Origin of the sequence: Mesorhizobium sp. B1-1-8, assembly GCF_006442795.2 — a bacterium.
In the GTDB taxonomy this organism is placed as follows: Bacteria; Pseudomonadota; Alphaproteobacteria; order Rhizobiales; family Rhizobiaceae; genus Mesorhizobium.
Genome location: NZ_CP083956.1, coordinates 3582996 through 3605150, shown reverse-complemented (window position 1 = coordinate 3605150; position 22155 = coordinate 3582996). Strand labels below are relative to the sequence as shown.

The 22155-nt window shown below is 64.0% G+C and carries 23 protein-coding genes; 17 read left to right on the top strand and 6 right to left on the bottom strand.

Annotated elements, in window-relative coordinates:
• The first annotated feature begins 244 nt into the window (after positions 1–244).
• The 9 genes from FJ974_RS17500 (at position 245) to FJ974_RS17460 (ending at position 4909) form a co-directional block, all read left to right on the top strand.
• Entirely contained in the window at positions 245–577 is a 333-nt protein-coding gene (locus FJ974_RS17500) for a DUF2282 domain-containing protein (protein ID WP_140531841.1), read from the top strand.
• Between the two features lie 65 nt (positions 578–642).
• Positions 643–1506 carry a DUF692 domain-containing protein gene (locus FJ974_RS17495; RefSeq protein ID WP_140532046.1) on the top strand — a complete coding sequence of 288 codons (864 nt, stop codon included), beginning with the start codon at positions 643–645 and terminating at the stop codon, positions 1504–1506.
• Positions 1490–2284 carry a DUF2063 domain-containing protein gene (locus FJ974_RS17490; protein WP_140531843.1) on the top strand — a complete coding sequence of 265 codons (795 nt, stop codon included), beginning with the start codon at positions 1490–1492 and terminating at the stop codon, positions 2282–2284. The genes FJ974_RS17495 and FJ974_RS17490 overlap by 17 nt, the downstream gene beginning before the upstream one ends.
• Positions 2281–2763 carry a DoxX family protein gene (locus FJ974_RS17485; protein WP_140531845.1) on the top strand — a complete coding sequence of 161 codons (483 nt, stop codon included), beginning with the start codon at positions 2281–2283 and terminating at the stop codon, positions 2761–2763. The genes FJ974_RS17490 and FJ974_RS17485 overlap by 4 nt, the downstream gene beginning before the upstream one ends.
• Positions 2760–3365 (top strand): sigma-70 family RNA polymerase sigma factor, encoded by a 606-nt coding sequence (locus FJ974_RS17480; RefSeq protein WP_140531847.1) that lies wholly within the window; start codon positions 2760–2762, stop codon positions 3363–3365. Before FJ974_RS17485 ends, FJ974_RS17480 begins: the two co-directional genes overlap by 4 nt.
• Positions 3366–3436: 71 nt before the next feature.
• Positions 3437–4018, top strand: a complete 582-nt coding sequence (locus FJ974_RS17475; protein ID WP_319023039.1) for an NrsF family protein — start codon at positions 3437–3439, stop codon at positions 4016–4018.
• Positions 4015–4392 carry a mercuric transporter MerT family protein gene (locus tag FJ974_RS17470; RefSeq protein WP_140531851.1) on the top strand — a complete coding sequence of 126 codons (378 nt, stop codon included), beginning with the start codon at positions 4015–4017 and terminating at the stop codon, positions 4390–4392. Before FJ974_RS17475 ends, FJ974_RS17470 begins: the two co-directional genes overlap by 4 nt.
• Positions 4393–4403: 11 nt before the next feature.
• Positions 4404–4685: a cation transporter gene (locus tag FJ974_RS17465; protein ID WP_140531853.1), complete on the top strand. Its 282-nt coding sequence runs from the start codon at positions 4404–4406 to the stop codon at positions 4683–4685.
• On the top strand, positions 4685–4909 hold the full coding sequence (locus tag FJ974_RS17460; RefSeq protein WP_226891626.1) for a GDCCVxC domain-containing (seleno)protein: 225 nt from the start codon (positions 4685–4687) through the stop codon (positions 4907–4909). Before FJ974_RS17465 ends, FJ974_RS17460 begins: the two co-directional genes overlap by 1 nt.
• A 68-nt stretch (positions 4910–4977) precedes the next feature.
• On the opposite strand, the gene FJ974_RS17455 is transcribed toward FJ974_RS17460, so the two are convergent.
• The 5 genes from FJ974_RS17455 to tpiA all read right to left on the bottom strand — a co-directional run bounded on the left by FJ974_RS17455 (position 4978) and on the right by tpiA (position 10113).
• Positions 4978–5517: a DUF1697 domain-containing protein gene (locus FJ974_RS17455; RefSeq protein ID WP_140531857.1), complete on the bottom strand. Its 540-nt coding sequence runs from the start codon at positions 5515–5517 to the stop codon at positions 4978–4980.
• 23 nt (positions 5518–5540) lie between these two features.
• Positions 5541–7178 carry a CTP synthase gene (locus tag FJ974_RS17450; RefSeq protein ID WP_140531859.1) on the bottom strand — a complete coding sequence of 546 codons (1638 nt, stop codon included), beginning with the start codon at positions 7176–7178 and terminating at the stop codon, positions 5541–5543.
• A gap of 168 nt (positions 7179–7346) precedes the next feature.
• Positions 7347–8468, bottom strand: a complete 1122-nt coding sequence (locus tag FJ974_RS17445; RefSeq protein ID WP_140531861.1) for a L,D-transpeptidase — start codon at positions 8466–8468, stop codon at positions 7347–7349.
• A 212-nt stretch (positions 8469–8680) separates the two neighbouring features.
• Positions 8681–9187, bottom strand: coding sequence for a preprotein translocase subunit SecG (gene secG / locus FJ974_RS17440; protein WP_140531863.1), 507 nt, complete (start codon positions 9185–9187; stop codon positions 8681–8683).
• Positions 9188–9345: 158 nt separating this feature from the next.
• Complete coding sequence (tpiA, locus tag FJ974_RS17435; protein ID WP_140531865.1) at positions 9346–10113, bottom strand: triose-phosphate isomerase; 768 nt, start codon at positions 10111–10113, stop codon at positions 9346–9348.
• A 144-nt stretch (positions 10114–10257) separates the two neighbouring features.
• On the opposite strand from tpiA, the gene FJ974_RS17430 reads away from it, so the two are divergent.
• The 6 genes from FJ974_RS17430 (at position 10258) to lexA (ending at position 16514) form a co-directional block, all read left to right on the top strand.
• Positions 10258–12153, top strand: coding sequence for a peptidyl-prolyl cis-trans isomerase (locus FJ974_RS17430; protein ID WP_140531867.1), 1896 nt, complete (start codon positions 10258–10260; stop codon positions 12151–12153).
• Positions 12150–13160 carry an anthranilate phosphoribosyltransferase gene (trpD, locus tag FJ974_RS17425; RefSeq protein ID WP_140531869.1) on the top strand — a complete coding sequence of 337 codons (1011 nt, stop codon included), beginning with the start codon at positions 12150–12152 and terminating at the stop codon, positions 13158–13160. Before FJ974_RS17430 ends, trpD begins: the two co-directional genes overlap by 4 nt.
• Positions 13161–13164: 4 nt before the next feature.
• Complete coding sequence (gene trpC / locus FJ974_RS17420; RefSeq protein WP_140531871.1) at positions 13165–13977, top strand: indole-3-glycerol phosphate synthase TrpC; 813 nt, start codon at positions 13165–13167, stop codon at positions 13975–13977.
• Between the two features lie 2 nt (positions 13978–13979).
• A complete protein-coding gene (moaC, locus tag FJ974_RS17415; protein ID WP_140531873.1) occupies positions 13980–14459 on the top strand; it encodes a cyclic pyranopterin monophosphate synthase MoaC in 480 nt (159 codons plus the stop codon).
• Positions 14460–15665: a gephyrin-like molybdotransferase Glp gene (glp, locus tag FJ974_RS17410; RefSeq protein ID WP_140531875.1), complete on the top strand. Its 1206-nt coding sequence runs from the start codon at positions 14460–14462 to the stop codon at positions 15663–15665. It abuts the gene before it with no gap.
• 117 nt (positions 15666–15782) lie between these two features.
• Complete coding sequence (lexA, locus tag FJ974_RS17405; protein WP_140531877.1) at positions 15783–16514, top strand: transcriptional repressor LexA; 732 nt, start codon at positions 15783–15785, stop codon at positions 16512–16514.
• A gap of 81 nt (positions 16515–16595) precedes the next feature.
• Here the strand turns inward: lexA and FJ974_RS17400 are convergent, their stop codons facing one another.
• On the bottom strand, positions 16596–19055 hold the full coding sequence (locus tag FJ974_RS17400; protein WP_140531879.1) for a ComEC/Rec2 family competence protein: 2460 nt from the start codon (positions 19053–19055) through the stop codon (positions 16596–16598).
• 104 nt (positions 19056–19159) lie between these two features.
• Between FJ974_RS17400 and gltX the strand changes: the two genes are divergently transcribed.
• Both gltX and gltA read left to right on the top strand, forming a co-directional pair.
• Positions 19160–20584 carry a glutamate--tRNA ligase gene (gene gltX / locus FJ974_RS17395; protein WP_140531881.1) on the top strand — a complete coding sequence of 475 codons (1425 nt, stop codon included), beginning with the start codon at positions 19160–19162 and terminating at the stop codon, positions 20582–20584.
• 181 nt (positions 20585–20765) lie between these two features.
• Positions 20766–22094, top strand: a complete 1329-nt coding sequence (gene gltA, locus FJ974_RS17390) for a citrate synthase (protein ID WP_140531883.1) — start codon at positions 20766–20768, stop codon at positions 22092–22094.
• Positions 22095–22155: the final 61 nt, after the last annotated feature.

The following is a 22155-nucleotide window of genomic DNA, read 5'->3' as shown; positions in this document are numbered from 1 at the left end:
TCGCCGACATTGGCTTCAGGCCGTGAAGAACTCAGCGGGAACGGGCTCGCGCATCTCGCGCACAGCCAGCACGAATCATCCCACGTAACGAGCCCGACTGCGGCACTACACAGATTCGTGAACCGTGATGGTCTAAACCGCCGTAACCTCCGCCGGCGCTGCCGCGAACTTCCAGAAGAACCTGCGGCTTCCGGCATCGCTGGGGGAGAAGGGTTCGTGCAACAACGACCATTGGAGGAAAAGCATGTCAAACCGCCTCATATCCGCCGCCGTCGCCAGTGCCTTCGCCGCAGCCATTGGCGCCGCCGCCATTGGTTCCGCATCAGCCGCGATGAGCGAGGCAGAAATGATGAAGATGCAGAAAATGACCAAGAAGGAGGTCGCATCCGGCAAGATGGAGAAGTGTTTCGGCGTGGCGCTGAAGGGCCACAACGACTGCTACGCGGGCGCTGGAACCACCTGCGCGGGCACGTCCACCAAGGACTACCAGGGCAATGCCTTCAAGCTGGTGGCGAAGGGGACCTGCACTGCCATGACCACGCCTAATGGCCATGGTTCACTAAAGCCGATCGGCTGAATCTCAGGAACCGCGGCGGGTGGCATCGCCATCCGCCCTTTCCATTGCCTTCCGGGAGCTTGACCATGAACATTCCTCCGCGCGCCGGAGTGGGACTTAAGCCGCAGCACTACCGCGAGATCCTGGAAACCGGACCGGACATCGGCTTTTTCGAGGTCCATGCCGAAAACTACATGGGAGCGGGCGGACCACCGCACCGGTACCTCACGGCGGTGCGTGAGCATTATCCTCTGTCGTTGCACGGCGTCGGTCTGTCGATCGGCGCGGCCAAGCCTCTCGACCAAGACCATTTGAGGCGCCTGAAAGACCTGATCGCCCGCTATCAGCCAGGCCTTTTCTCCGAGCACCTTGCATGGTCGAGTCATAGCGATGCCTTTCTGAACGATCTCCTGCCGGTGCCCTACACGGTGGAAACGCTACGGCGCATCGCCTCGCACATCGACGAGGTGCAGGAGACACTTGGCCGCCAGATGCTACTTGAGAATCCTTCCACCTATATCGCCTTTGCCGAAAGCACCTATGCCGAGCCTGATTTCATCGCCGAGGTGCAACGGCGCACCGGCTGCGGACTGCTGCTCGATGTGAGCAACGTCCACGTCGCTTCGACCAATCAGCGGTGGGATCCCTTCGGCTATATCGATGCCTACCCGCTCGGCGCCGTTCAGGAAATACATCTTGCCGGCTTCACGCCGGAAACCGACGAGAAACAGAGGCCGCTGCTCATCGATACCCATAGCCGGCCGGTCGACCCGTCGGTTTGGGCGCTCTATGCGTACGCGATCGGCAAACTCGGTCCCATGCCGACGCTGATCGAATGGGATGCCGATTTACCATCATGGAGTGAACTGCATGCCGAGGCCATGCGGGCCGAAGCGTATATGAAGTCTCACGCGCCGGGACAGGAGATGCGACTTGCAAGGACTGGCTGAACAGCAACAGGAATTCGCGCTGGCCTTGTTTGACGCTGCTCGCGCCACGCCGCGAGGCCTCGTGGGACCCGACGGCTTGCCAAGTCCGCGCCGCTTCGCGGTCTATCGCAACAATGTCGTGGCCGGCCTCATTGAGACACTGAAGGAAAATTATCCGGCGGTTCATCGCATCGTCGGGGATGAATTCTTCCGCGCGATGACGGGGCAATTCGTAACCGCCCATCCACCACGGCGTCCCATCATGCTGGACTATGGTGCAGGCCTCCCCGAATTCATCGCTGGGTTCGAGCCCGCGGCGACACTCCCCTACCTCCCCGACGTGGCGAGGATCGAGCGCGCCTGGATCGAGGCGTATCACGCGGCTGATGCGGAGCCGCTTTCGGCGAATGATCTCCTTGCCATCGATAAGGACTGCCTGGGCCAGGTCCGGCTGGCGCTCCATCCTTCACTCCGGGTGACGCAATCGCAGTTTCCCGCCCTCACTATCTGGCGCATGAACATTGCCGGCGGCGAGCCCGCCGCTGTCGATCTCCAGGCTGGTGGTGAGGATGCTCTCATCATCCGCCCAGGCACGGAAGTCGTCGTGCGCCAGCTGCCGGTGGGAGCTGCGGCCCTCATCAGGACCCTGGGCGCCGGTAAGCCAGTGGTGGCCGCGACGATCGCCGTACTCGAAGCTACACAGCACTTCGATCTCAGGACGATGTTGGCCGGACTGATTGAAGCCGGCGCTTTCATCGGTTGGAGCCTCGAACCGGAGACCGGAGACGAGCCATCATGATGTCGGCTCCGAACCTGATTCGTACGCTGACGACGTGGCTTTCCACAATCGCCATGGCCTTGGCGCCGCTGTTTCTGCGAGCAGCGCTCGCGGTGCCGTTTTTCCGCTCCGGCCTCACCCGCTGGGACGGATTCCTGCAGCTCTCGGACAGCACCATCTATCTGTTCGAAGAGGAGTTCAAGCTGCACATCTTCGGTGCCGAGTATGGGTTCCCCATGCCCGATGCCGTGGCCTATCTGGTCGCGACCGCCGAAATCACTTTGCCGGTGCTGCTGGTTCTGGGCCTCGCTACCCGCTTTGCGGCGTTGGCGATGCTCGTCATGACCGGTGTCATCCAGCTTGTGGTGCCCGACGGCTGGGCCAACTTCCATCTGCCCTGGGCCGCCATGGCGATCTCCATCATTGCCCTTGGCGCAGGGCCCATTTCCGTTGATCGGCTGGTCGCGCGACGATTTGCTTCGGAGGCGCGTCGGCAATGACCACCCCTCCTGTGCTGAAGCTTGTGAGGGGGGGATCTGCTCCCATTCCGCAGGTGCGGGAGGTGGATTGGTCAATCCTCATGGCAAGGGCCCAGGACGGCGATGCCGACGCCTACCGGCGGCTCCTCGCGAGCATTACACCATACCTGCGCGCCCACGCGGCGCGCTGTCATCGCAATCTCAGCGATGTCGAGGATGCGGTGCAGGATATACTGCTGACCGTGCACGCCGTGCGTGCGACCTATGACCCGGCGCGGCCGTTCGGCCCCTGGCTCACGGCAATTGCCAAACGCAGGCTGATCGACCGTCTGCGCCGCCAAGGTCGCCGCCAGGCCTTGGAAACGGCATTTGAACCTACCCACGAAACCTTTGCGGAACCGCCCGCGAACCTTGAACACATGACACAGATGCATGAGATCGCCGCGGCCCTCGACCATCTTCCCTCCGGCCAGCGTGAAGCCCTACGGCTTACAAAGATCGAAGGACTGTCGCTGAAGGAAGCCTCGGCGGCGAGCGGTATGAGCGTGGCAGCGCTCAAAGTCGCCACCCACCGCGCCATCCGGCGTCTTCGGAGTTTCTTCTCCGGCGGGAGTGAAACATGATCCCCACGGATGATCTCATCTCTGCGCTTGCCGCCAATCTGAGGCCGGTCAGGCGGCTCCGTCCGCCGCTATTGCGCGCCGCCGGCTTCCTGGTCCTCGCCGCTCTGATCCTCGGCATGATCGCCATTGCCCATGGCTGGCGGCCGGGCCTGCTCGTTCGCCTGGCCGAGATCCGCTTCGCCCTCAGCCTCGCGGGGGCCGTCTTCACCGGCATTCTCGCCGCGGTCGCGGCATTCCTCGTCAGCGTTCCCGGCCGCTCGCGTCACTGGCTGTGGCTGCCCGTTCCGGCACTTGCCGCATGGCTTTTCTCGATCGGTTATCAGTGCCTGAGCTTCTGGACCCCGCTGGTTCCCGGCGGCGCGCCTCCTGGGGAGACGGCTTCCTGCATTGCGACGTTGGTGCTGACCAGCCTGCCCTTGTCGCTCGCCTTGGCCCTCATGCTTCGCCATGCCGCTCTTTTCGACCCGGCGCCGGTGATCTTCGCGGCAAGCCTTTCCGTCGCCGGGATCACGGCGGCTGCGCTCACCTTGTTCCACCCGCTCGACGCCAGCGTCGAGATTCTGATGTTCAACCTAGGCACCGGATCGTTGATTGTGTTGTTGGGCGGCGTCATCCACCTGTTCGTGCCGAATCGCCTGGAGCGGCCCCAATGAGCGGACCACTGCCTATCGGCGACTTGGCGAAATCGCGGGCCGCTTTGTCGCTCGCTCTTGGCGGACTCTCGGCAGGTCTACTCGCTTCCGCCTGCTGCGTCCTTCCCCTCGCCTTGGCTCTCGCGGGGATCAGCGGCGCCTGGATCGCGCGCCTCACCGCGCTGGCGCCTTACCAGCCATACTTCCTCACGCTCGCAGCCGTCTCGATTGGTTTCGGATTCTGGCGCTACCGCCGCAATGAGGCCACGTGCGTTGCGGGCTCTCTTTGCGCCAGTCCTCTTTATCGCCGTTCCACCCGATTCATCCTGTTGGCAGCGAGCCTCATTGCAGCGTCGGCGGCCGCAGTCGATGTCTTCGGGCAGCTCAATTTGTAGGAGATCCCACCATGCGCATCGCCATTGCAATCATTGTCCCGTTCCTGGCCACCGTGCCCGCCCTCGCAGCCCAGCGCACCGCCACATTCTCAGTTCCAGACATGGTCTGTCCGCTTTGCCCGATCACCGTTGCGACCGCGATCAGGCGCCTCGACGGCATTGTCTCGGTTTCAACCGATGTCGGTGCCAAGACTGCAACGGTTGTCTTCGACGACGGCAAGACGAGCACCGGGGCGATCGCCGATGCTTCGACCAACGCTGGCTATGCAGCGGCATTGGTGAATGCGCAATGATGGAGCTTACCAGCACCATCACCTGTCCCGCCTGCGGCCATCGCAGAACCGAGACCATGCCCACTGATGCCTGCCAGCATTTCTACGAATGCGAAAGCTGCAAAACTCTCCTCAAGCCTCTACCGGGTGATTGCTGCGTATTTTGCTCTTACGGCGATCATCCCTGTCCGCCAAAACAGGCAGAGCGGCAGTCGAGTGCTGCCGGCCAGCATCATTGCTGCTGAAGTATCGGCGCGATCTTCTCCTCGATCCTGCCCAACTTCACCAGCTGGCTGCCGTCCTGTTGGGGCGTCTATGGGCTGACCATCTCGGCCAATTTGCGCACCGTGTTCCAGTTGCGCGACGTGCCGACGCCGAAGCGCTTGTGATTGGCGGCGGCGAGCAGTCGCGAGCTCGGCCGCTCGCGCGAAAAGACAAGCCAGATATCGCCGTCGACCAGTTGCACCAGCTCGTCCTCGGCCGCATAGGCCCTGAGCGCCGTGATGGCATCTGCCGGCACTGGCGCGCGCATCACCCGCACCGCCACCTGGTCGCCAGCATCCGCGGACTGGCCCGGGAACGGATTGCCGGCGGCAAGCTTCAGCCAGTCCTCGGCGCGGCGCACGATGATGTCGACATGGCGGCCGAAGGTCTTTTCGAAAGCGACCTCCAGCCGCTGCTCAAGAGAAGGAAGCTTGCTCGCCCGAGCCTCGAAAACCAGATTGCCGGTCGCCACCAACGTGCGGGCATTCTTGAGGCCCAGGCCCTCCGCCATCGCCTTGAGATCGGACATCACGAGACGTCGCCCTTCGCCGAGACCGATGCTGTAGAGCAGCGCGACATAGGTTTGCATGCGCCGCGCTCCCGCTTTTGGGGCTACACCAGGCGCGACTGCTCCACCGCCGCCTCGATGAAGCTGGCGAACAGCGGATGCGGATCAAGCGGCCGGCTTTTCAGCTCCGGGTGATACTGCACGCCGATGAACCAGGGATGGTCCGGATATTCGATCGTTTCCGGCAGCACCCCGTCGGGCGACATACCGGCAAAGACCAGCCCGCAATCCTCGAGCTTCTGCTTGTAGTCGACATTGACCTCGTAGCGGTGGCGGTGGCGCTCCGAGATCTGCGTGTCGCCGTAAATCTCGGCGATCTTGGAACCCTTGGCGAGGTCCGCCTGATAGGCGCCGAGCCGCATGGTGCCGCCGAGATCGCCGCTCGCCCTGCGCTTCTCCAGCATATTGCCCTTCAGCCATTCCGTCATCAGCCCGACGACCGGTTCGTCTGTCGGACCGAACTCGGTCGATGAGGCATGCTCGACGCCGGCGAGCGAGCGCGCCGCCTCGATGCAAGCCATCTGCATGCCGAAGCAGATGCCGAAATAAGGCACTTTCCGCTCACGCGCGAACTTCGCGGCCAGGATCTTGCCTTCCGAGCCGCGCTCGCCGAAGCCGCCGGGAACGAGGATGCCGTGCACCTTTTCCAGCCACGGCGTCGGGTCTTCCTTCTCGAAAATCTCGCTCTCGATCCAGTCGAGCTTGACCTTGACACGGTTCGCGATGCCGCCATGCGAGAGCGCTTCGATCAGCGATTTATAGGCGTCTTTCAGGCCGGTATATTTGCCAACGATGGCGATGGTCACCTCGCCTTCCGGATTGTGGATGTGGTTGGACAGCGCCTGCCAGGGCTCCATGCGCGGCTTCGGCGCCGGGTCGATGCCGAACGCCGCCAGCACTTCCGAATCGAGCCCTTCCCTGTGATAGGCCATCGGCACGTCATAGATGTGCGGCACGTCGAGCGCCTGGATGACAGCGCTTTCGCGCACGTTGCAGAACAGTGAAAGCTTTCGCCGCTCCTCCTTGGGGATAGGCCTGTCGGCGCGCACCAGCAGGATATCGGGCGCGATGCCGATGCCGCGCAATTCCTTGACCGAATGCTGCGTCGGCTTGGTCTTCAATTCGCCCGCCGTCGGGATGTAAGGCATCAGCGTCAGATGCACATAGACGGCGTTGTTGCGCGGCAGGTCGTTGCCGAGCTGGCGGATCGCTTCCAGGAAAGGCATCGCCTCGATGTCGCCGACGGTGCCGCCAATCTCGCACAGCACGAAGTCGTAGTCGTCATTGCCGTCGAGAACGAAGTGCTTGATCTCGTCAGTGACGTGCGGGATCACCTGCACGGTGGCCCCAAGATAATCGCCGCGCCGCTCGCGCTCGATGATGTTCTTGTAGATGCGGCCGGTGGTGATGTTGTCCTGCTGGTTGGCCGAGCGCCCGGTGAAGCGCTCGTAATGGCCGAGATCGAGATCGGTCTCGGCGCCGTCATCGGTGACGAAGACTTCGCCATGCTGGTAGGGCGACATCGTCCCGGGGTCGACATTGAGGTAGGGATCGAGCTTTTTGATCCGCGCGCGATAGCCTCGCGCCTGCAGAAGAGCCCCAAGAGCTGCTGCGGCGATGCCTTTTCCGAGTGAGGAAACCACGCCGCCTGTGATGAATACATATCGCGCCATGGGATTCATCGCTTAACGCGGCCTGATTGATTCCGCCAGAGAAAAAACCGCCGCGAGGGCTTTTTCCCAAAATGGCGCCGGTGCCCGGGGGGTGCTGCAGCAGTCAAAACGAAAGGGCCGGCGAGGCCGGCCCTTTCGGCAGAATAGTGGAACGCGCCAGATGATGACGACTGGTTGTTATATGATGACAACCTTGGTGCCAATCCTGACCCGGCTGTAGAGGTCCATGACATGCTCGTTGATCATGCGGAAGCAGCCATTGGAGGCGCTGGTTCCGATCGACTGCGGCGCAATCGTGCCGTGGATGCGCAGATGCGTGTCCTTCTTGCCGTCATAGAGGTAGATGGCGCGCGCGCCGAGCGGGTTCTCGCCGCCTCCGGGCATGCCGTCCTTGTACTGGCCATAGTGCTTCGGCTCGCGCTTCTGCATGTCGAGCGTCGGGATCCAGCGCGGCCATTCCTGCTTGTCGCCGACCGCCACGGTGCCCTTGAACTGCAGGCCTTCGCGGCCGACAGCGATGGCATAGCGGCGGGCGGTCGAATAGCTCTCGACGAGATAGAGGCGGCGCGCGCTGGTGTCGATCACGATGGTGCCCGGTTCGTAGCCCGAGAAGGCGACATCCTGCGGCACGAACTCAGGCTTCACCTTGAACGGCTTCTTGGCCGCCTTCTGGGCGAGCGCCGAATCGAGGGCGCGGGTCTCGGGCAAATAATTGATCGAGGTCACTGACTGGCCGCCGAACAGGCCGGCGAACAGCCCGCCGCTGGTCTGCTTCTGGCCGGGAGCCTCGCTGCGCAATTCCCCATTGTTGCCGTTGGCTGCGACGTTCATCGCCTCGGCCGGGATCGGTTCCGCGGACTGGATCGGCGCGAGCGGCGCCAAGGGTTCGAGCGGCCCGATGATCTTGGTGGTTTTCTTCACCGGCTTGGCGTCGGCCATTTCGGCATCCGGCGCCGAGCCCTTCCTGGCAAGCCATTCCTGACGGGCGGCCTCTGCCTTGGCCTTGGCCGCCTCGCGCATCGCCAGCTTGCGGGCTTCCAGCGCCTTGTCCTTGGCGGCTTCCTTTTCGGCCGCGATCTTGGCTTCGAGCTTGCCGATCTGGGCGAGGTCGTCTGCGCTCGGGTTTTTCTTCTTCTTGAGAAGCTTCAGCTGCGAGGCGTCGCTCCTGGCGGCGACGGGAATAGCGTCGGTCTTCTCAACCGACGGTGAGGCGGCCACGTTTGCCGGTGAGGCAAAGGCCGCGGAAGCCGTGCCGAGGACGGCGCAGAATCCCAGAATAATGAAGCTGCGAAGCTGCATGGCGAAGATCCGATCGTTCAATGCTTGTTGCCCACGGCGTCGCCCGGCGCCCCCCAAGGACGCCGAAATGTGCCGCGCGCAACCTATAATCGATTAGCCATGAGCCGCTCAAGCCAAGCTGCGCGCAAGGCCCGGTTGAATCTTCGTGATCAAGCGGCATTTGCCGCGACTGTGTTCAAACGACAACAGGTCGCGGCCCGATGCTTGCCCGGCTATTGGTTTGGAACCTGCGGGGTGACCGGCAAGGTGACGCCGTTCGTGGCCGGCGGCGCGGTCGGATTCGCGGGTGCCGGCGCGGCCGGCGCGGTGGCCGGAGCCGTCGTCGAGCCGCCATTGGCAAGCGGTGTCGTGGTCGTCGTGCTGCCGGCCGGAGCGGCAGGTGCCGTGCTGCCGCCCGGAGCGACCGGACCGTTGGCGCCAGGCAGCTGGTTAAGCACGCCCTTGCCGGCATTGTTCGAGGTCGACGCCGGAGCGCGGTCGAGGATATCGATCGGCTTTTCGCCGTAGCGGGCGATGATGGACAGACCGAGAGACGTCACGAAGAAAGCCGCCGCCAGGATCGCCGTCGCGCGGGTCAGCGCGTTGGCGGCGCCACGCGCCGTCATGAAACCGGAACCGCCGCCGATGCCGAGACCGCCGCCTTCGGAGCGCTGCAGCAGCACCACGCCGACAAGGGCGAGCACGACCATGAGGTGGACGACGATCAGTACGGTTTCCATAATTTATCCTGGCGAGGCCTTGCGCGTCAGCGCTTACGACCGGTGATTTGGAGGCGGCTCCTTACAATGCTTTGGCGGCATTTCCAAGCCCGAGGCCGGAATATGGGAAGCAATACCGCCAATGCAACGATTTCGGCCGTGTCCGGCGGTCGCCCCACCTATGCGACGTGCAGGTAGGCCTCGGCGATGGCGAGGAAGTCGGCCGCCTTCAGGCTGGCGCCGCCGACCAGCGCGCCGTCGACATTGTCGACGCGGAGCAATTCGGCCGCATTGGACGGCTTGACCGAGCCGCCATAGAGGATGCGCATCTTGCCCGCCGCATCGCCGAGCAGCTCGCCAAGCTTGGCGCGGATATGCGCATGCGCCTCAGCGACGTCCGCGGCGGTCGGCGTCAGGCCGGTGCCGATGGCCCAGACCGGCTCATAGGCGATGATGGCGTTGGCGGGCGTTGCGCTCGGCGGAACCGAGCCGGCGAGCTGGCGCGCCAACACTTCGAGCGTCGTGCCGGCCTCACGCTCGGCTGCCGTCTCGCCGATGCAGATGATGGCGATAAGGCCCGCCCGCCACGCGGCGGAGGCCTTGGCATTGACGGTGGCGTCGTCCTCGCTGCCCTGCTCGCGGCGCTCGGAATGGCCGACGATGACAAGACTGGCGCCGGCGTCCTTCAGCATCTCGGCCGAAATGCAGCCGGTATAGGCGCCGCTCTCCTTGGTGTGGCAATCCTCGCCACCTGCCCGCACCGGCGTGCGCGACAGGATTTCGGCGGCGCGTTGAAGCAGGGTCGCCGGCACGCAGACCACTGCTTCCGTTTCCGCGTCGAGCCCGCTCATGAAGCCGTTGCCGATCATCCTGAGCTCGTTGAGCGAGGCGCTGGTGCCGTTCATTTTCCAGTTGCCGGCAACGAGGGGGCGGATTCCAGGGGTCATGGGATCGGGTTCTCCAGGCGACATAAGGCAGCGCCCTCACTACCAAAATCAGCCCACAAAGCAATCGACAGTCGGTCGGAAGGGCGCTATTGCGCTTGTTTCAGACTCCGCGCATGCGAAAATGCGCATAAATCGGAAGTAAGTATGCTTGGTATATTGAGAAGCGCGGCGGGCACCTGGGTCGCGAAGGCGTTGCTGTCCCTGCTGGTGATAAGTTTTGCCGCCTGGGGCATCACTACCCGGATGGTGGGTGGTGTGCTGGCCGGCCACCATGCGGTGATCACCGCGGGCGGCACGGAGGTTTCGATCAACGAATACCGTCTCGCCTACGAGCGCCAGATCAACGCTTTGTCGCAGCAATACGGCCAGCGCATCACGCATGAGCAGGCCAAGCTGCTCGGCCTCGACAACCAGGTGCTGGCGCAGCTGGTATCGGGCGCCGTGCTTGACGAGCAGGCCCGCAAGCTCGGACTGGGCCTTTCTAAGGACAGGCTGGCCGAATTGACGCGCGAGGATCCGGCCTTCAAGGGCCCGAGCGGCCAATTCGACCGCAGGACATTCGAATATCTGCTGCGACAGGTCAACATGCGGCCGGAAGACTATCTCAAGAACCGCTCGCAGGTGGCGGTGCGCCAGCAGATCGTCGAGGCGGTATCCGATGGCCTGAAAGTGCCGCAGACCTTCCTGAAGGCGGTCGCGCTCTATCGCGGCGAGGACCGCACGATCGACTATCTCGTCCTGCCGAAGACATTGGTGCAGCCGATCGAGGCACCATCGGACAGTGCTTTGAAGGCGTATTTCGAAGCCAACAAGAAAAACTACGCCGCGCCGGAATACCGCAAATTCTCCTATGTCCGGCTGGAGCCGCGGGACATCATGGATCCGACCGCGATCACCGACCAGCAGGTTGCCGACGACTACAATAAGAACAAGGCGCGTTACACCACGCCTGAAATGCGCACGATCGAGCAGCTGGTGTTCAAGACGCCGGATGCGGCGAAAGCGGCTTACGATTCGCTGAAGACCGGCGCCACCTTCGACAAGATCGTCACGGCCGAAGGCAAGACGCAGGCCGACACGCTGCTCGGCACGCTGGCCAAGGACAAGATCGCCGACAAAGCGGTGGCGGACGCGGCCTTCTCGCTCAATGTCAATGAGGTGAGCCCGGTGGTTCAAGGCACGTTCGGTCCGGTGCTTTTGCGCGTCACCGACATCAAGCCGCAAGTCGTCAAGCCCCTTTCGGAAGTGTCCGACCAGATCCGCAAGGATCTGGCGCTCGGCGAAGCAAGCCGCGTCCTGCTCGACGTCCACGACAGTTATGAGGACACCCGCGCCTCGGGCAGCTCGCTGGCGCAGGCGGCCGACAAGCTGAAGCTCAAGGTCGTCACCGTCGATGCGATAGACCGCACCGGTCAGCGGCCGGACGGCAGCATCGTCAAGGATCTGCCGGAATCTGCCGACCTCATCAAGTCGGTGTTCGCGGCCGAACCCAACACCGAGAATGAAGCCCTGACCACCGCTGACAACGGCTTCGTCTTCTATGAAGTCGCATCGATCACGCCGGCGCGCGACCGCACGCTGGACGAAGTTCGCCAGAAGGTGGTCGCCGACTGGACGGCTGCCGAAACCGACAAGCGGCTCGACGCCAAGGCCCAGGAGCTGGAGAAGCGCCTCAAGGCTGGCGCGACCCTCGACGTCATCGCCGGCGAGCTGAAGCTCGAGAAGCAGACCAAGCGCGGCCTGAAGCGTGAGGCCGACGATGCCGATTTCGGCAAGGAAGGCGCTGCGGCCATGTTCGGCGTCGGCGAAGGCGGCACCGGACTGATCCCCTCGCCCACCGGCGATGGACAGATCCTCTTCAAAGTCGCCGAGGTCTTCGAGCCGGCCGGCGCCGATGCCAGCTCGGTGCCGGACGATGCGCAGAAATCTTTCGGCGCCGGCATGTCCGACGACCTGCTCGACCAACTGGTGGCGCAGCTGCAGTCGCAGTATGACGTCCGCATCGACCCGACCGCCGTTGCCCAAGCACAAACCAGATGAGCGCACTGAAGATACACATAGCCAAGGTTGCCGGCGGCAGCGCGCTGTCCTTCGAGGAAGCGCGCGAGGCCTTCGACATCATCATGTCGGGCGACGCCACGCCGGGCCAGATCGGCGGCTTCCTGATGGCGCTGCGCGTGCGCGGCGAGACGGTGAGCGAGATTTCCGGCGCTGTCGCTACGATGCGGGCCAAGATGCTGCGCGTCGAGGCGCCGCACGGCGCCATCGACATTGTCGGCACTGGCGGCGACAATTCGCACTCGGTCAACATCTCGACCGGGTCCGCCTTCGTCATCGCCGCCGCCGGCGTTCCGGTCGCCAAGCATGGCAATCGCGGCCTGTCGTCGCTGACCGGCGCCGCCGACGTGCTGATGGCGCTCGGCGTCAAAATCGATATTCCGCCGGAGACGATCGGCCGCTGCATCCACGAGGCAGGCGTCGGCTTCATGTTCGCGCCGGCGCATCATCCGGCGATGAAGCATGTCGGGCCGACTCGCGTCGAGCTCGGCACGCGCACCATCTTCAACCTGCTCGGACCATTGTCGAACCCGGCCGGCGTCAGCCGCCAGATGGTCGGCGTCTTCCTGCCGGAGTGGATCATGCCGGTGGCCGAGACGCTGAAGGCGCTCGGCGCCGATCACGCCTGGGTCGTCCACGGTGATGGCTATGACGAGATCACCACCACCGGCGAGACGCAGGTTGCGGAGCTTGCCGGCGGCGAGATCCGCAGCTTCACGCTGACGCCGGAAGCGGTCGGTCTGAAGCGCTACAAGAAAGACGAGCTTCGCGGCGGCGACGCGGCCTACAACGCCAGGGCGCTGCGCGATATGCTGAGCGGTGCCGCCGGCGCCTATCGCGACACGGTGCTGATGAATGCCGGCGCCGGTCTTGTGGTGGCCGGCAAGGCGACGACGCTTGCCGACGGCATCGCGGCGGCGGCGCAAGCCATCGACAGCGGCCGGGCGGTTGCGGTGCTCGACAAGCTTATCGAGATTTCGAACGGTTAGAACCTTGTCCGACATCCTGCGCAAGATCGAGGCCTACAAGCGCGATGAGATCGCCGCGGCAAAGCTCAGCGTGCCCCTGGCCGAGATCAAGGCCAAAGCGAGGGATATCGAGCCGCCGCGTGGCTTCCTTGCGGCGCTGGAAGCCAAGCGCAAGGCCGGCGGCTTCGCGCTGATTGCCGAGATCAAGAAGGCGAGCCCGTCCAAAGGCCTGATCCGCGCCGATTTCGACCCGCCGTCGCTGGCCAGGGCTTATCAGCAAGGCGGCGCCGCCTGCCTTTCGGTGTTGACCGACGCGCCGTCTTTCCAGGGCGCGCCGGCGTTTCTCACCAGTGCGCGCGCGGCCGTGACGCTGCCGGCGCTGCGCAAGGACTTTTTGTTCGATCCCTATCAAGTCCATGAGGCCCGTGCCTGGGGCGCGGACGCGATTTTGATCATCATGGCCAGCGTCGATGACGCCATGGCCCGTGAACTGGAATCGACAGCATTCGACCTCGGCATGGATGCGCTGATCGAGGTGCATGACGAGGTGGAAATGGAGCGTGCGCTTGCGCTTTCCTCGCGGCTGATCGGCATCAACAATCGCAACCTCAGGACATTCGAGACCAGCCTCGGGGTTTCGGAGCGGCTGGCGGCCGTGGTGCCGGCGGATCGGCTGCTGGTCAGCGAGAGCGGCATCTTCACGCATGAGGATTGCCGGCGGCTGGAAGAGAGCAGGATAGGCACCTTCCTCGTCGGCGAGAGCCTGATGCGGCAACAGGATGTCGCGGCGGCAACGCAGCTCCTGCTCACGGGCCAGGCGCCGGCCGAGGCCGTTTGAAAATGGCCTCCCTCACCCATCTCGGCGCCAAGGGCGAGGCCAACATGGTCGACGTCGGCGACAAGGCCGAGACGACGCGCACGGCCATCGCCGAAGGCTTTGTCGCGATGCGGCCGGAAACGCTCGACATGATCCTTGCCGGCGACGCCAAGAAGGGCGATGTGCTGGGAACCGCGCGCATCGCCGGCATCATGGCGGCCAAGAAGGCCTATGAATTGATCCCGCTCTGCCACCCGCTGCTTCTGACCAAGGTTGCCGTCGACATCGAGCCGGATCGCGCACTACCAGGCCTCAAGGTCACTGCGCTCGCGCGCGTCACCGGCAAGACCGGCGTCGAGATGGAGGCGCTGACTGCCGCTTCGGTCGCCTGCTTAACCATCTACGACATGGCCAAGGCGGTGGACCGCGCCATGGTGATTTCCGGCATAAAACTGGTCGAGAAGACCGGCGGCAAGTCCGGCGACTATAAGGCGGGTTCTTAGATGGCGCTGGTTCCGGTCGCCGAGGCGCTCGAACGTCTGCTGGATGGTGCCACGGCACTGCCGGGCGAAAGCGTTCCGTTGGCCGATGCGGCTGGCCGTGCGCTGGCGGAACCGGTGGTGGCGCTCCGCACCCAGCCGCCCTTCAACGCCTCGGCCATGGACGGCTACGCCGTGCGGGCCGCGGATGTGGCATCGGTGCCGGTGCGGCTCTCGGTGATCGGCATGGCGCCGGCCGGGCGCGGCTATGACGGGTCCGTCGGCCGGGCGGAGGCGGTGCGCATCTTCACCGGCGCTCCCGTGCCGGAGGGCGCCGACACCATCGTCATCCAGGAGAATGTCCGCGATCTCGGCAATGGCCATGTCGAGGTGACCGAGCCGACGGCAAAAGACCGCAACATCCGCCGCCGCGGGCTGGATTTTTCGCAAGGCGACGTTCTGCTGGATAAGGGCCGCATACTCGATCCGGCAGCGCTATCGCTGGCCGCATCGGCCAACCATCCCACGCTGAACGTGGTGAGACGGCCGCTGGTCGCGATCGTCGCCACCGGCGACGAATTGCTGGCGCCGGGCAGTGAACCCGGGCCGGACCAGATCATCTCCTCCAATGCCTATGGCGTCGCAGCCGCCGCACAATCGGTCGGTGCCCGCGCTCTCGATCTCGGCATCGCCGCCGACCGCGAGCAGGATATAGCGGCGCTGGTCAAGAAAGCTGTCGCGGCAAAGGCCGACGTCATCGTCACGCTTGGTGGCGCCTCGGTCGGCGACCATGATCTGATCCACGACGTGCTGACCGGCGAAGGCATAAACCTCGACTTCTGGAAGATCGCCATGCGCCCCGGCAAACCTTTGATGTTTGGCCGGCTGGGCGATATCCGCTGCATCGGTCTGCCCGGCAATCCGGTGGCGAGCCTGGTCTGCTCGCAGCTGTTCCTGAAGCCGTTGCTGGCGCGACTCGGCGGCCGTAGTTTCCAGCAGGACATGCGCAGGGCGCGGCTGGCTGCTGCGATGCAGGCCAACGATCTGCGGCAGGATTATGTACGGGCCGTGGTACGCGAGGATGATCGCGCGCTGGTCGCGACGCCGTTCGGCATCCAGGATTCCTCGATGCTGAGAATGCTTGCCGACGCCAACGGCCTGATCGTGCGCGAGCCCTTCGCGCCGGCCGCGGAAGCTGGCGCCGAATGCAGCGTGCTGATGTTACGCTGAACAAAACGTCAACACATTCACTAAACTTTAAACGGTTGCCGAACACAACTGGAACAGATAGTGTTTGTTCTGGGTTTGTTTTTCTGATTCTGGTTTCAGAGACCCGTGGGGGCCGCCATGCTGACGCGCAAACAACATGAACTCTTGATGTTCATCCACGAACGGCTGAAGGAAAGCGGCATTCCGCCGTCTTTCGACGAGATGAAGGAAGCACTTGACCTTGCGTCGAAGTCGGGCATTCACCGCCTGATCACGGCGCTGGAAGAGCGTGGCTTCATTCGCCGGCTGCCGAACCGGGCTCGCGCGCTCGAAGTGCTGCGCCTGCCCGATTCGATCGCGCCCGGCCTCAACGCGGCGAGGAAGTTTTCGCCGAGCGTCATCCAAGGCGGACAGGGCAATATCGGCCGGCAGATCAAGCCCGCAGCGCCCTCGCGCACGCCCGCGCCCAGCAATGACGATGCGGTGCCGGCGGTGTCCATTCCGGTGATGGGCCGTATCGCCGCCGGTGTGCCGATCGACGCCATCCAGCATCAGACGCATTCGATCTCGGTGCCGCCGGACATGATCTCGGGCGGCGAGCATTATGCGCTCGAGGTCAAGGGCGACTCGATGATCGAGGCCGGCATCTTCGATGGCGACACCGTCATCATCCGCAACGCCGACACCGCCAGCCCCGGCGAGATCGTGGTGGCGCTGGTCGACGAGGAGGAAGCGACGCTGAAGCGCTTCCGCCGCAAGGGCGCCTCGATCGCGCTGGAAGCCGCCAACCCGGCCTATGAGACCCGCATCTTCGGGCCGGATCGCGTCAAGGTTCAGGGCAAGCTCGTCGGGCTGATCCGCCGCTATTGAGCAATTCCAGGAAAAGTGCGCAGCGGTTTTCCGTCCGGAATTGCGGGAAAACGAAACACCAGTAGCGGTTTGGACAAACCGCTACTGAGCTGGCTCAGACTTGGCTTCTGGTTTCTCGGGACGTTTATAGGGTGGCAGGCCCCTCGCCTCGCGTGAATATCGCCGCTGCTCATGCCAGGGGCGGTAAGGCTTTTCGACCGAGTAGCGGATCGTCGCTTGCGCCGTTGCCGATTGCGGGTCGAAGAAGACGGCGGCGCTGCCATCGCGCGCAAGCTGCCGTTTGGTGACGACGAGGACGCGCGGATCGCGGCAGGGATTGTAGGCCGTGACGTCGTTGATGACGATGAGATCGGCAAAGCCGCAGGCCGGGCGCGCGCTGTTACGGTCTTCGGCGAGCGCGACGATGGCGCCCGAAGGATGCCGGGCGATGCAGAGGTCGCCGGTGCAATAGAAAGGCGAGCCCGGCGGCAAGTCGACGGGGTCGGCGATGTCCAGCGCGCCCTTCGCGAACGTTTCGGGCGGCACAATTTCCTCGGCTTGCAGCGCGCGCTTCCAATTGTCGGTGGTGAATTCGTTCGAGCGTGCGCGGTTGATGGCGAGTTCGCCGCCGCCGATCGGCATCGCCACCAGATGCGCATCCTCGGAGATCAGGACGTCCGGCGTGCGAACGTGCGGGATCGCAAGCAGGCCAGCGAGCGCGAAAGGAATCGCGAACAGCCTGAGCCACGTGGTCGCCATCGTTGCGATGACGAGCGCGACCGTCGCCAGCAGCACCGACTGGATCGAGATCAGCCCGACGGCATCGACCGGCGAGCGCTCCGAAATCCACGCCGAGATCGCGACCATCGCCGTCAGGCCCTTTCCCATCACGTAGAGGAATGGGCCATCGAAGCCGAAAGGCATGGCCAGCGCGCTCAGGACGGCAAACGGCATGACGATCAGCGAGACGATCGGCATGACCGCAAGGTTCGCGACAACGCTGAGTGGCGACACCCGCTGGAAATGCCAGATGGCAAACAGCACCGTCGCGCTGCCGGCGATGAGCGACGTCAGGGCGGCGCCACCAATTCCAACCGCCAGCTTTCGCGACCAGAACCGGAGGAACGACAGCTTTGCCGGCGGTGCTGTTGTTTTACCGGCGCGATAGTCGGCAAAGCCGGCATAGGCGCCGACAAGGGCGGCCGTGGCGGCAAACGACATCTGGAAACTTGGACCGACCACCTCATGCGGCGACACCAGGATGACGGCAATCGCCGAGATCGCCAGATTGCGCATGGTCAGCGCCGCGCGATCGAAGAGCACTGCAACCAGCATCACCGCCAGCATGATAAAGCTTCGCTCGGCGGCGACCACGATGCCGGAGATGACGAGGTAGGCCGCGATCGACGCAAGCGCGATGGCCGCGGCGTATTTCTTGACCGGCCGGCGCGATGAGAAATCCGGAAACAGCGCGAAGGCGCCGCGCAGCAGAAGCATGATCGTGCCGGCCACCAGCGCCATGTGCAGGCCCGAGATCGAGATGATGTGATAGATGCCGGTGCGCCGCATCGACTCGTTGATCTCTTCGGGAATGCCGGCACGCACGCCGACAATCAATGCCGCTGCGATCTCGCCTTCGGAACCGCCGATGGTGCTCCTGATGTGATCGGCGATGTTCTCACGCGCATTCTCGATGGCCAAGCCGACGCTTGAACCGAAAGGCGAGTCGACCGTTGCCGCAATGAGCTTCGGATCGCCCATGAAAAATCCGCTGGCGCCGATGCCGGTGAAATAGCTGTCGAAGGAGAAATCATAGCTGTCGGGCCGCACCGGTCCGGTTGGCGGCAGAAGCTTGGCATAGCCGGTCAGAACCGATCCGGCCTTCATGTCGGGCGGAATGCGACGCGCCGAAACCCTGACCCGGTCAGGCGCGTAACGCAGCTTTGGATTGGCCGTCGAAATGAGATCGATGGTCAGCCTGACGCGGCCATTGGCTGTCGGCTCGGCGATAACGAGCCGGCCGGTCAGCCGCGTCTGGATCTCAGAGCCGAGCATCGGCGTCGCCGCCCGCCAGGTCTCGACCTTGGCGGCGAGAAAACCCAATGCGCAAAACAGCGCCGCCATGAAGATGAGATGCGTCGTCTGCCACGACCGCGAAACCGCCGCGCAGACAGCCAGCAGTGCAACCGCCGCGATGGGCCTGTAGAGATCCGGCTCGGTGCTCAGCGAAAAGTAATAGATGACACCGGCGGCGAGAAACACCGGAACCAGCAGGAAGGCAACGCCGCGGTCGAGCTCCGTGGTGGCGGCTACACCGATATTTCGGCGAAGCGCGGGAAGCGAGACACGGTGAAGCTCTCTGCGGAGCCGGACAATAGCTGCCGTTGGTGCGACCGCGCGGGACGCGCCGCCGTCGGGCGGCAGAATTTCCGTGGCCGGACGCGGCTCCGGAACCAAAACCGGCGCCGCTTCGGAAGGTGCGTTGCCGGCAAACAGCAGGCGCTCGCTGACGCCCACTGTCGTGCCCTCGCCTTCCTCCGCGCCCCGGCCTCTTGCAGCCATCGGGTCTGCCCCTTGCGCCCCAGACCCCCTATGCTACATGAACGCCGGCCGCGCGAAAGTCCGCGCGACAAACGTCTGCCCTTCAGTGCCAGCCTGAGAGTTCCATGCCCGACAAGGTCGTCACCCGTTTTGCCCCGTCGCCGACAGGTTTCCTGCACATTGGCGGCGCGCGCACGGCGCTGTTCAACTGGCTCTACGCCAAGCACACCGGCGGCACGATGCTGCTGCGCATCGAGGACACCGACCGTGAGCGCTCCACCGAGGCGGCGACGACGGCGATCCTCGAAGGGCTCACCTGGCTCGGCCTGACATGGGACGGCGACGCCGTCTCGCAGTTCATGCGCACGCCACGCCACCGCGAAGTGGCTGAGGAGCTCGTGCGCTTGGGCAAGGCCTATTACAGCTACGAGACGCCCGCCGAGCTCGAGGCCATGCGTGAGGCAGCGCGGGCCAAAGGCCTGCCGCCGCGCTACAACGGCCATTGGCGCGACCGCGACCCGTCGGAGGCACCGGCCGGCGTCAGGGGCGCCATCCGCATCAAGGCGCCGACCGAAGGCGAGACAGTCGTCCACGATCGCGTGCAGGGCGAGGTGCGTTTCCCCAACAAGGATCTCGACGACTTCATCATTCTGCGTTCGGACGGCACTCCGACCTATATGCATGCCGTTGTTGTCGATGATCACGACATGGGCGTCACCCACATCATCCGCGGCGACGACCACCTGACCAACGCCGCGCGCCAGACCGTGATCTACAACGCCATGGGCTGGGACGTGCCGTCGATGTCGCACATCCCGCTGATCCATGGCGCCGACGGCGCCAAGCTGTCGAAACGGCACGGCGCGCTCGGCGTCGAGGCCTATCGCGCCATGGGCTATCTGCCCGAGGCGTTGCTCAATTACCTCGCCAGGCTCGGCTGGAGCCATGGCGACGACGAGGTGATGTCGATCAAGGATATGATCGCCTGGTTCGACATCGGCGACGTCAACAAGGGCGCCGCCCGCTTCGATTTCGCCAAGCTCGAGGCGCTGAACGGCGTCCATATGCGCAAGATGGACGATCACGCGCTGTTCGACATCTTCGTCGCCACCTTGCCCTATCTCGAAGGTGGCCCGGCGCTCACCCTGCATCTTGACGATCAGGGCAAGGCGCGGCTGCTTGCCGCCATGCCCGGCCTCAAGGAGCGGGCGAAAACACTTGTCGAGCTCGTCGACGGTGCGGCCTTCCTGTTTGCGGCGCGACCGCTGCCGCTGGATGAAAAGGCGGCGGGGTTGCTCGGCGGCGACGCGCGCGTCATCCTGCGCGGCGCCCATTCCGCACTGGCGGCGATCCCGGGCGAGTGGAGCGCCGCGGCAGCTGAGGCTTCCATCCGTGACTTTGCACAGGCCGGCGGCCATAAGCTCGGTGCCGTGGCTCAACCGCTCCGAGCCGCGCTCACCGGCCGCAGCACTTCGCCCGGCGTGTTCGACGTGCTTGCCGTGCTGGGGCGCGAGGAGAGCCTGGCGCGGATCGCGGATCAAATCGATTAGGAGCGAGCTGGCCCAAGAAGATTGGCATTGAAAGGTGCGTTTCGCAGTGCAACATTACGTCTTGGCCCAATCTGGCACGCACCTCCTAAAATGCGGTGGCGAGTTCGCGCATTCGGTGACTTCGACGTGTCGTTTGCAGGAATTTGCCTTGCCGGCATGAGGATACAAAAGGAGTTTGCAAATGAGCGAAGCTGCCACAAAACGGGAACCGGTCAGCAAGACGCGCGAGTCGACCGCCAGGCTCGAACTCGCCGGCCAGACCCATGAGTTCAAGGTGCGAAGCGGCACGGTTGGGCCCGATGTCATCGACATCGCTTCGCTCTACAGCACCACCGGCGCCTTCACTTACGACCCGGGCTTCACCTCGACGGCGGCCTGCGAGTCGGCGATCACCTTCATCGACGGCGATGCCGGCATTCTCTTGCATCGCGGCTATCCGATCGACCAGCTGGCCGAGCATGGCGACTTCCTCGAGGTCTGCTATCTGCTGCTTTATGGCGAACTGCCGACCAAGGCGCAGAAGGACGACTTCGACTATCGGGTGACGCGCCACACCATGGTGCATGAGCAGATGTCGCGCTTCTTCACCGGCTTCCGCCGCGACGCGCATCCGATGGCAGTGATGTGCGGCGTGGTCGGCGCGCTGTCGGCCTTCTATCATGACTCCACCGACATCTCGGACCCCTATCAGCGCATGGTCGCCTCGATGCGGCTGATCGCCAAGATGCCGACGATCGCGGCGATGGCCTATAAATACCACATCGGCCAGCCTTTCATTTACCCGAAGAACGAGCTGAACTTCGCCGCCAACTTCCTGCACATGTGCTTTGCGGTGCCCTGCGAGGAGTACAAGATCAACCCGGTGCTGGCGCGCGCCATGGAGCGCATCTTCATCCTCCACGCCGACCACGAGCAGAACGCCTCGACCTCGACGGTCCGCCTTGCCGGCTCGTCCGGTGCCAATCCGTTCGCCTGCATCGCCGCCGGCATCGCCTGCCTGTGGGGTCCGGCGCATGGCGGCGCCAACGAAGCGGCGCTCAACATGCTGGGCGAGATCGGCCATGTCGACCACATCCCGGAATTCATCGACCGCGCCAAGGACAAGAACGATCCGTTTCGGCTGATGGGCTTTGGCCACCGCGTCTACAAGAATTACGATCCGCGCGCCAAGATCATGCAGAAGACCGCGCATGAGGTGCTGGGCGAGCTCGGCATCAAGGACGACCCGTTGCTGGATATCGCCATGGAACTGGAAAAGATTGCGCTGACCGACGCCTATTTCATCGAGAAGAAGCTCTATCCGAACGTCGATTTCTATTCCGGCATTACACTGAAGGCGCTGGGCTTCCCCACCACGATGTTCACGGTTCTGTTTGCCGTCGCCCGCACCGTCGGCTGGATCGCCCAGTGGAAGGAAATGATCGAGGACCCGCACCAGAAGATCGGCCGCCCTCGCCAGCTCTACACCGGCGCCACGGAACGCGACTACGTGCCGATTGCGAAAAGGTGAGTGAATAGTGAGTAGTGAGTAGTGAGTAGTAAGGCCAAGAAAGCCGACCACTCACTACTCA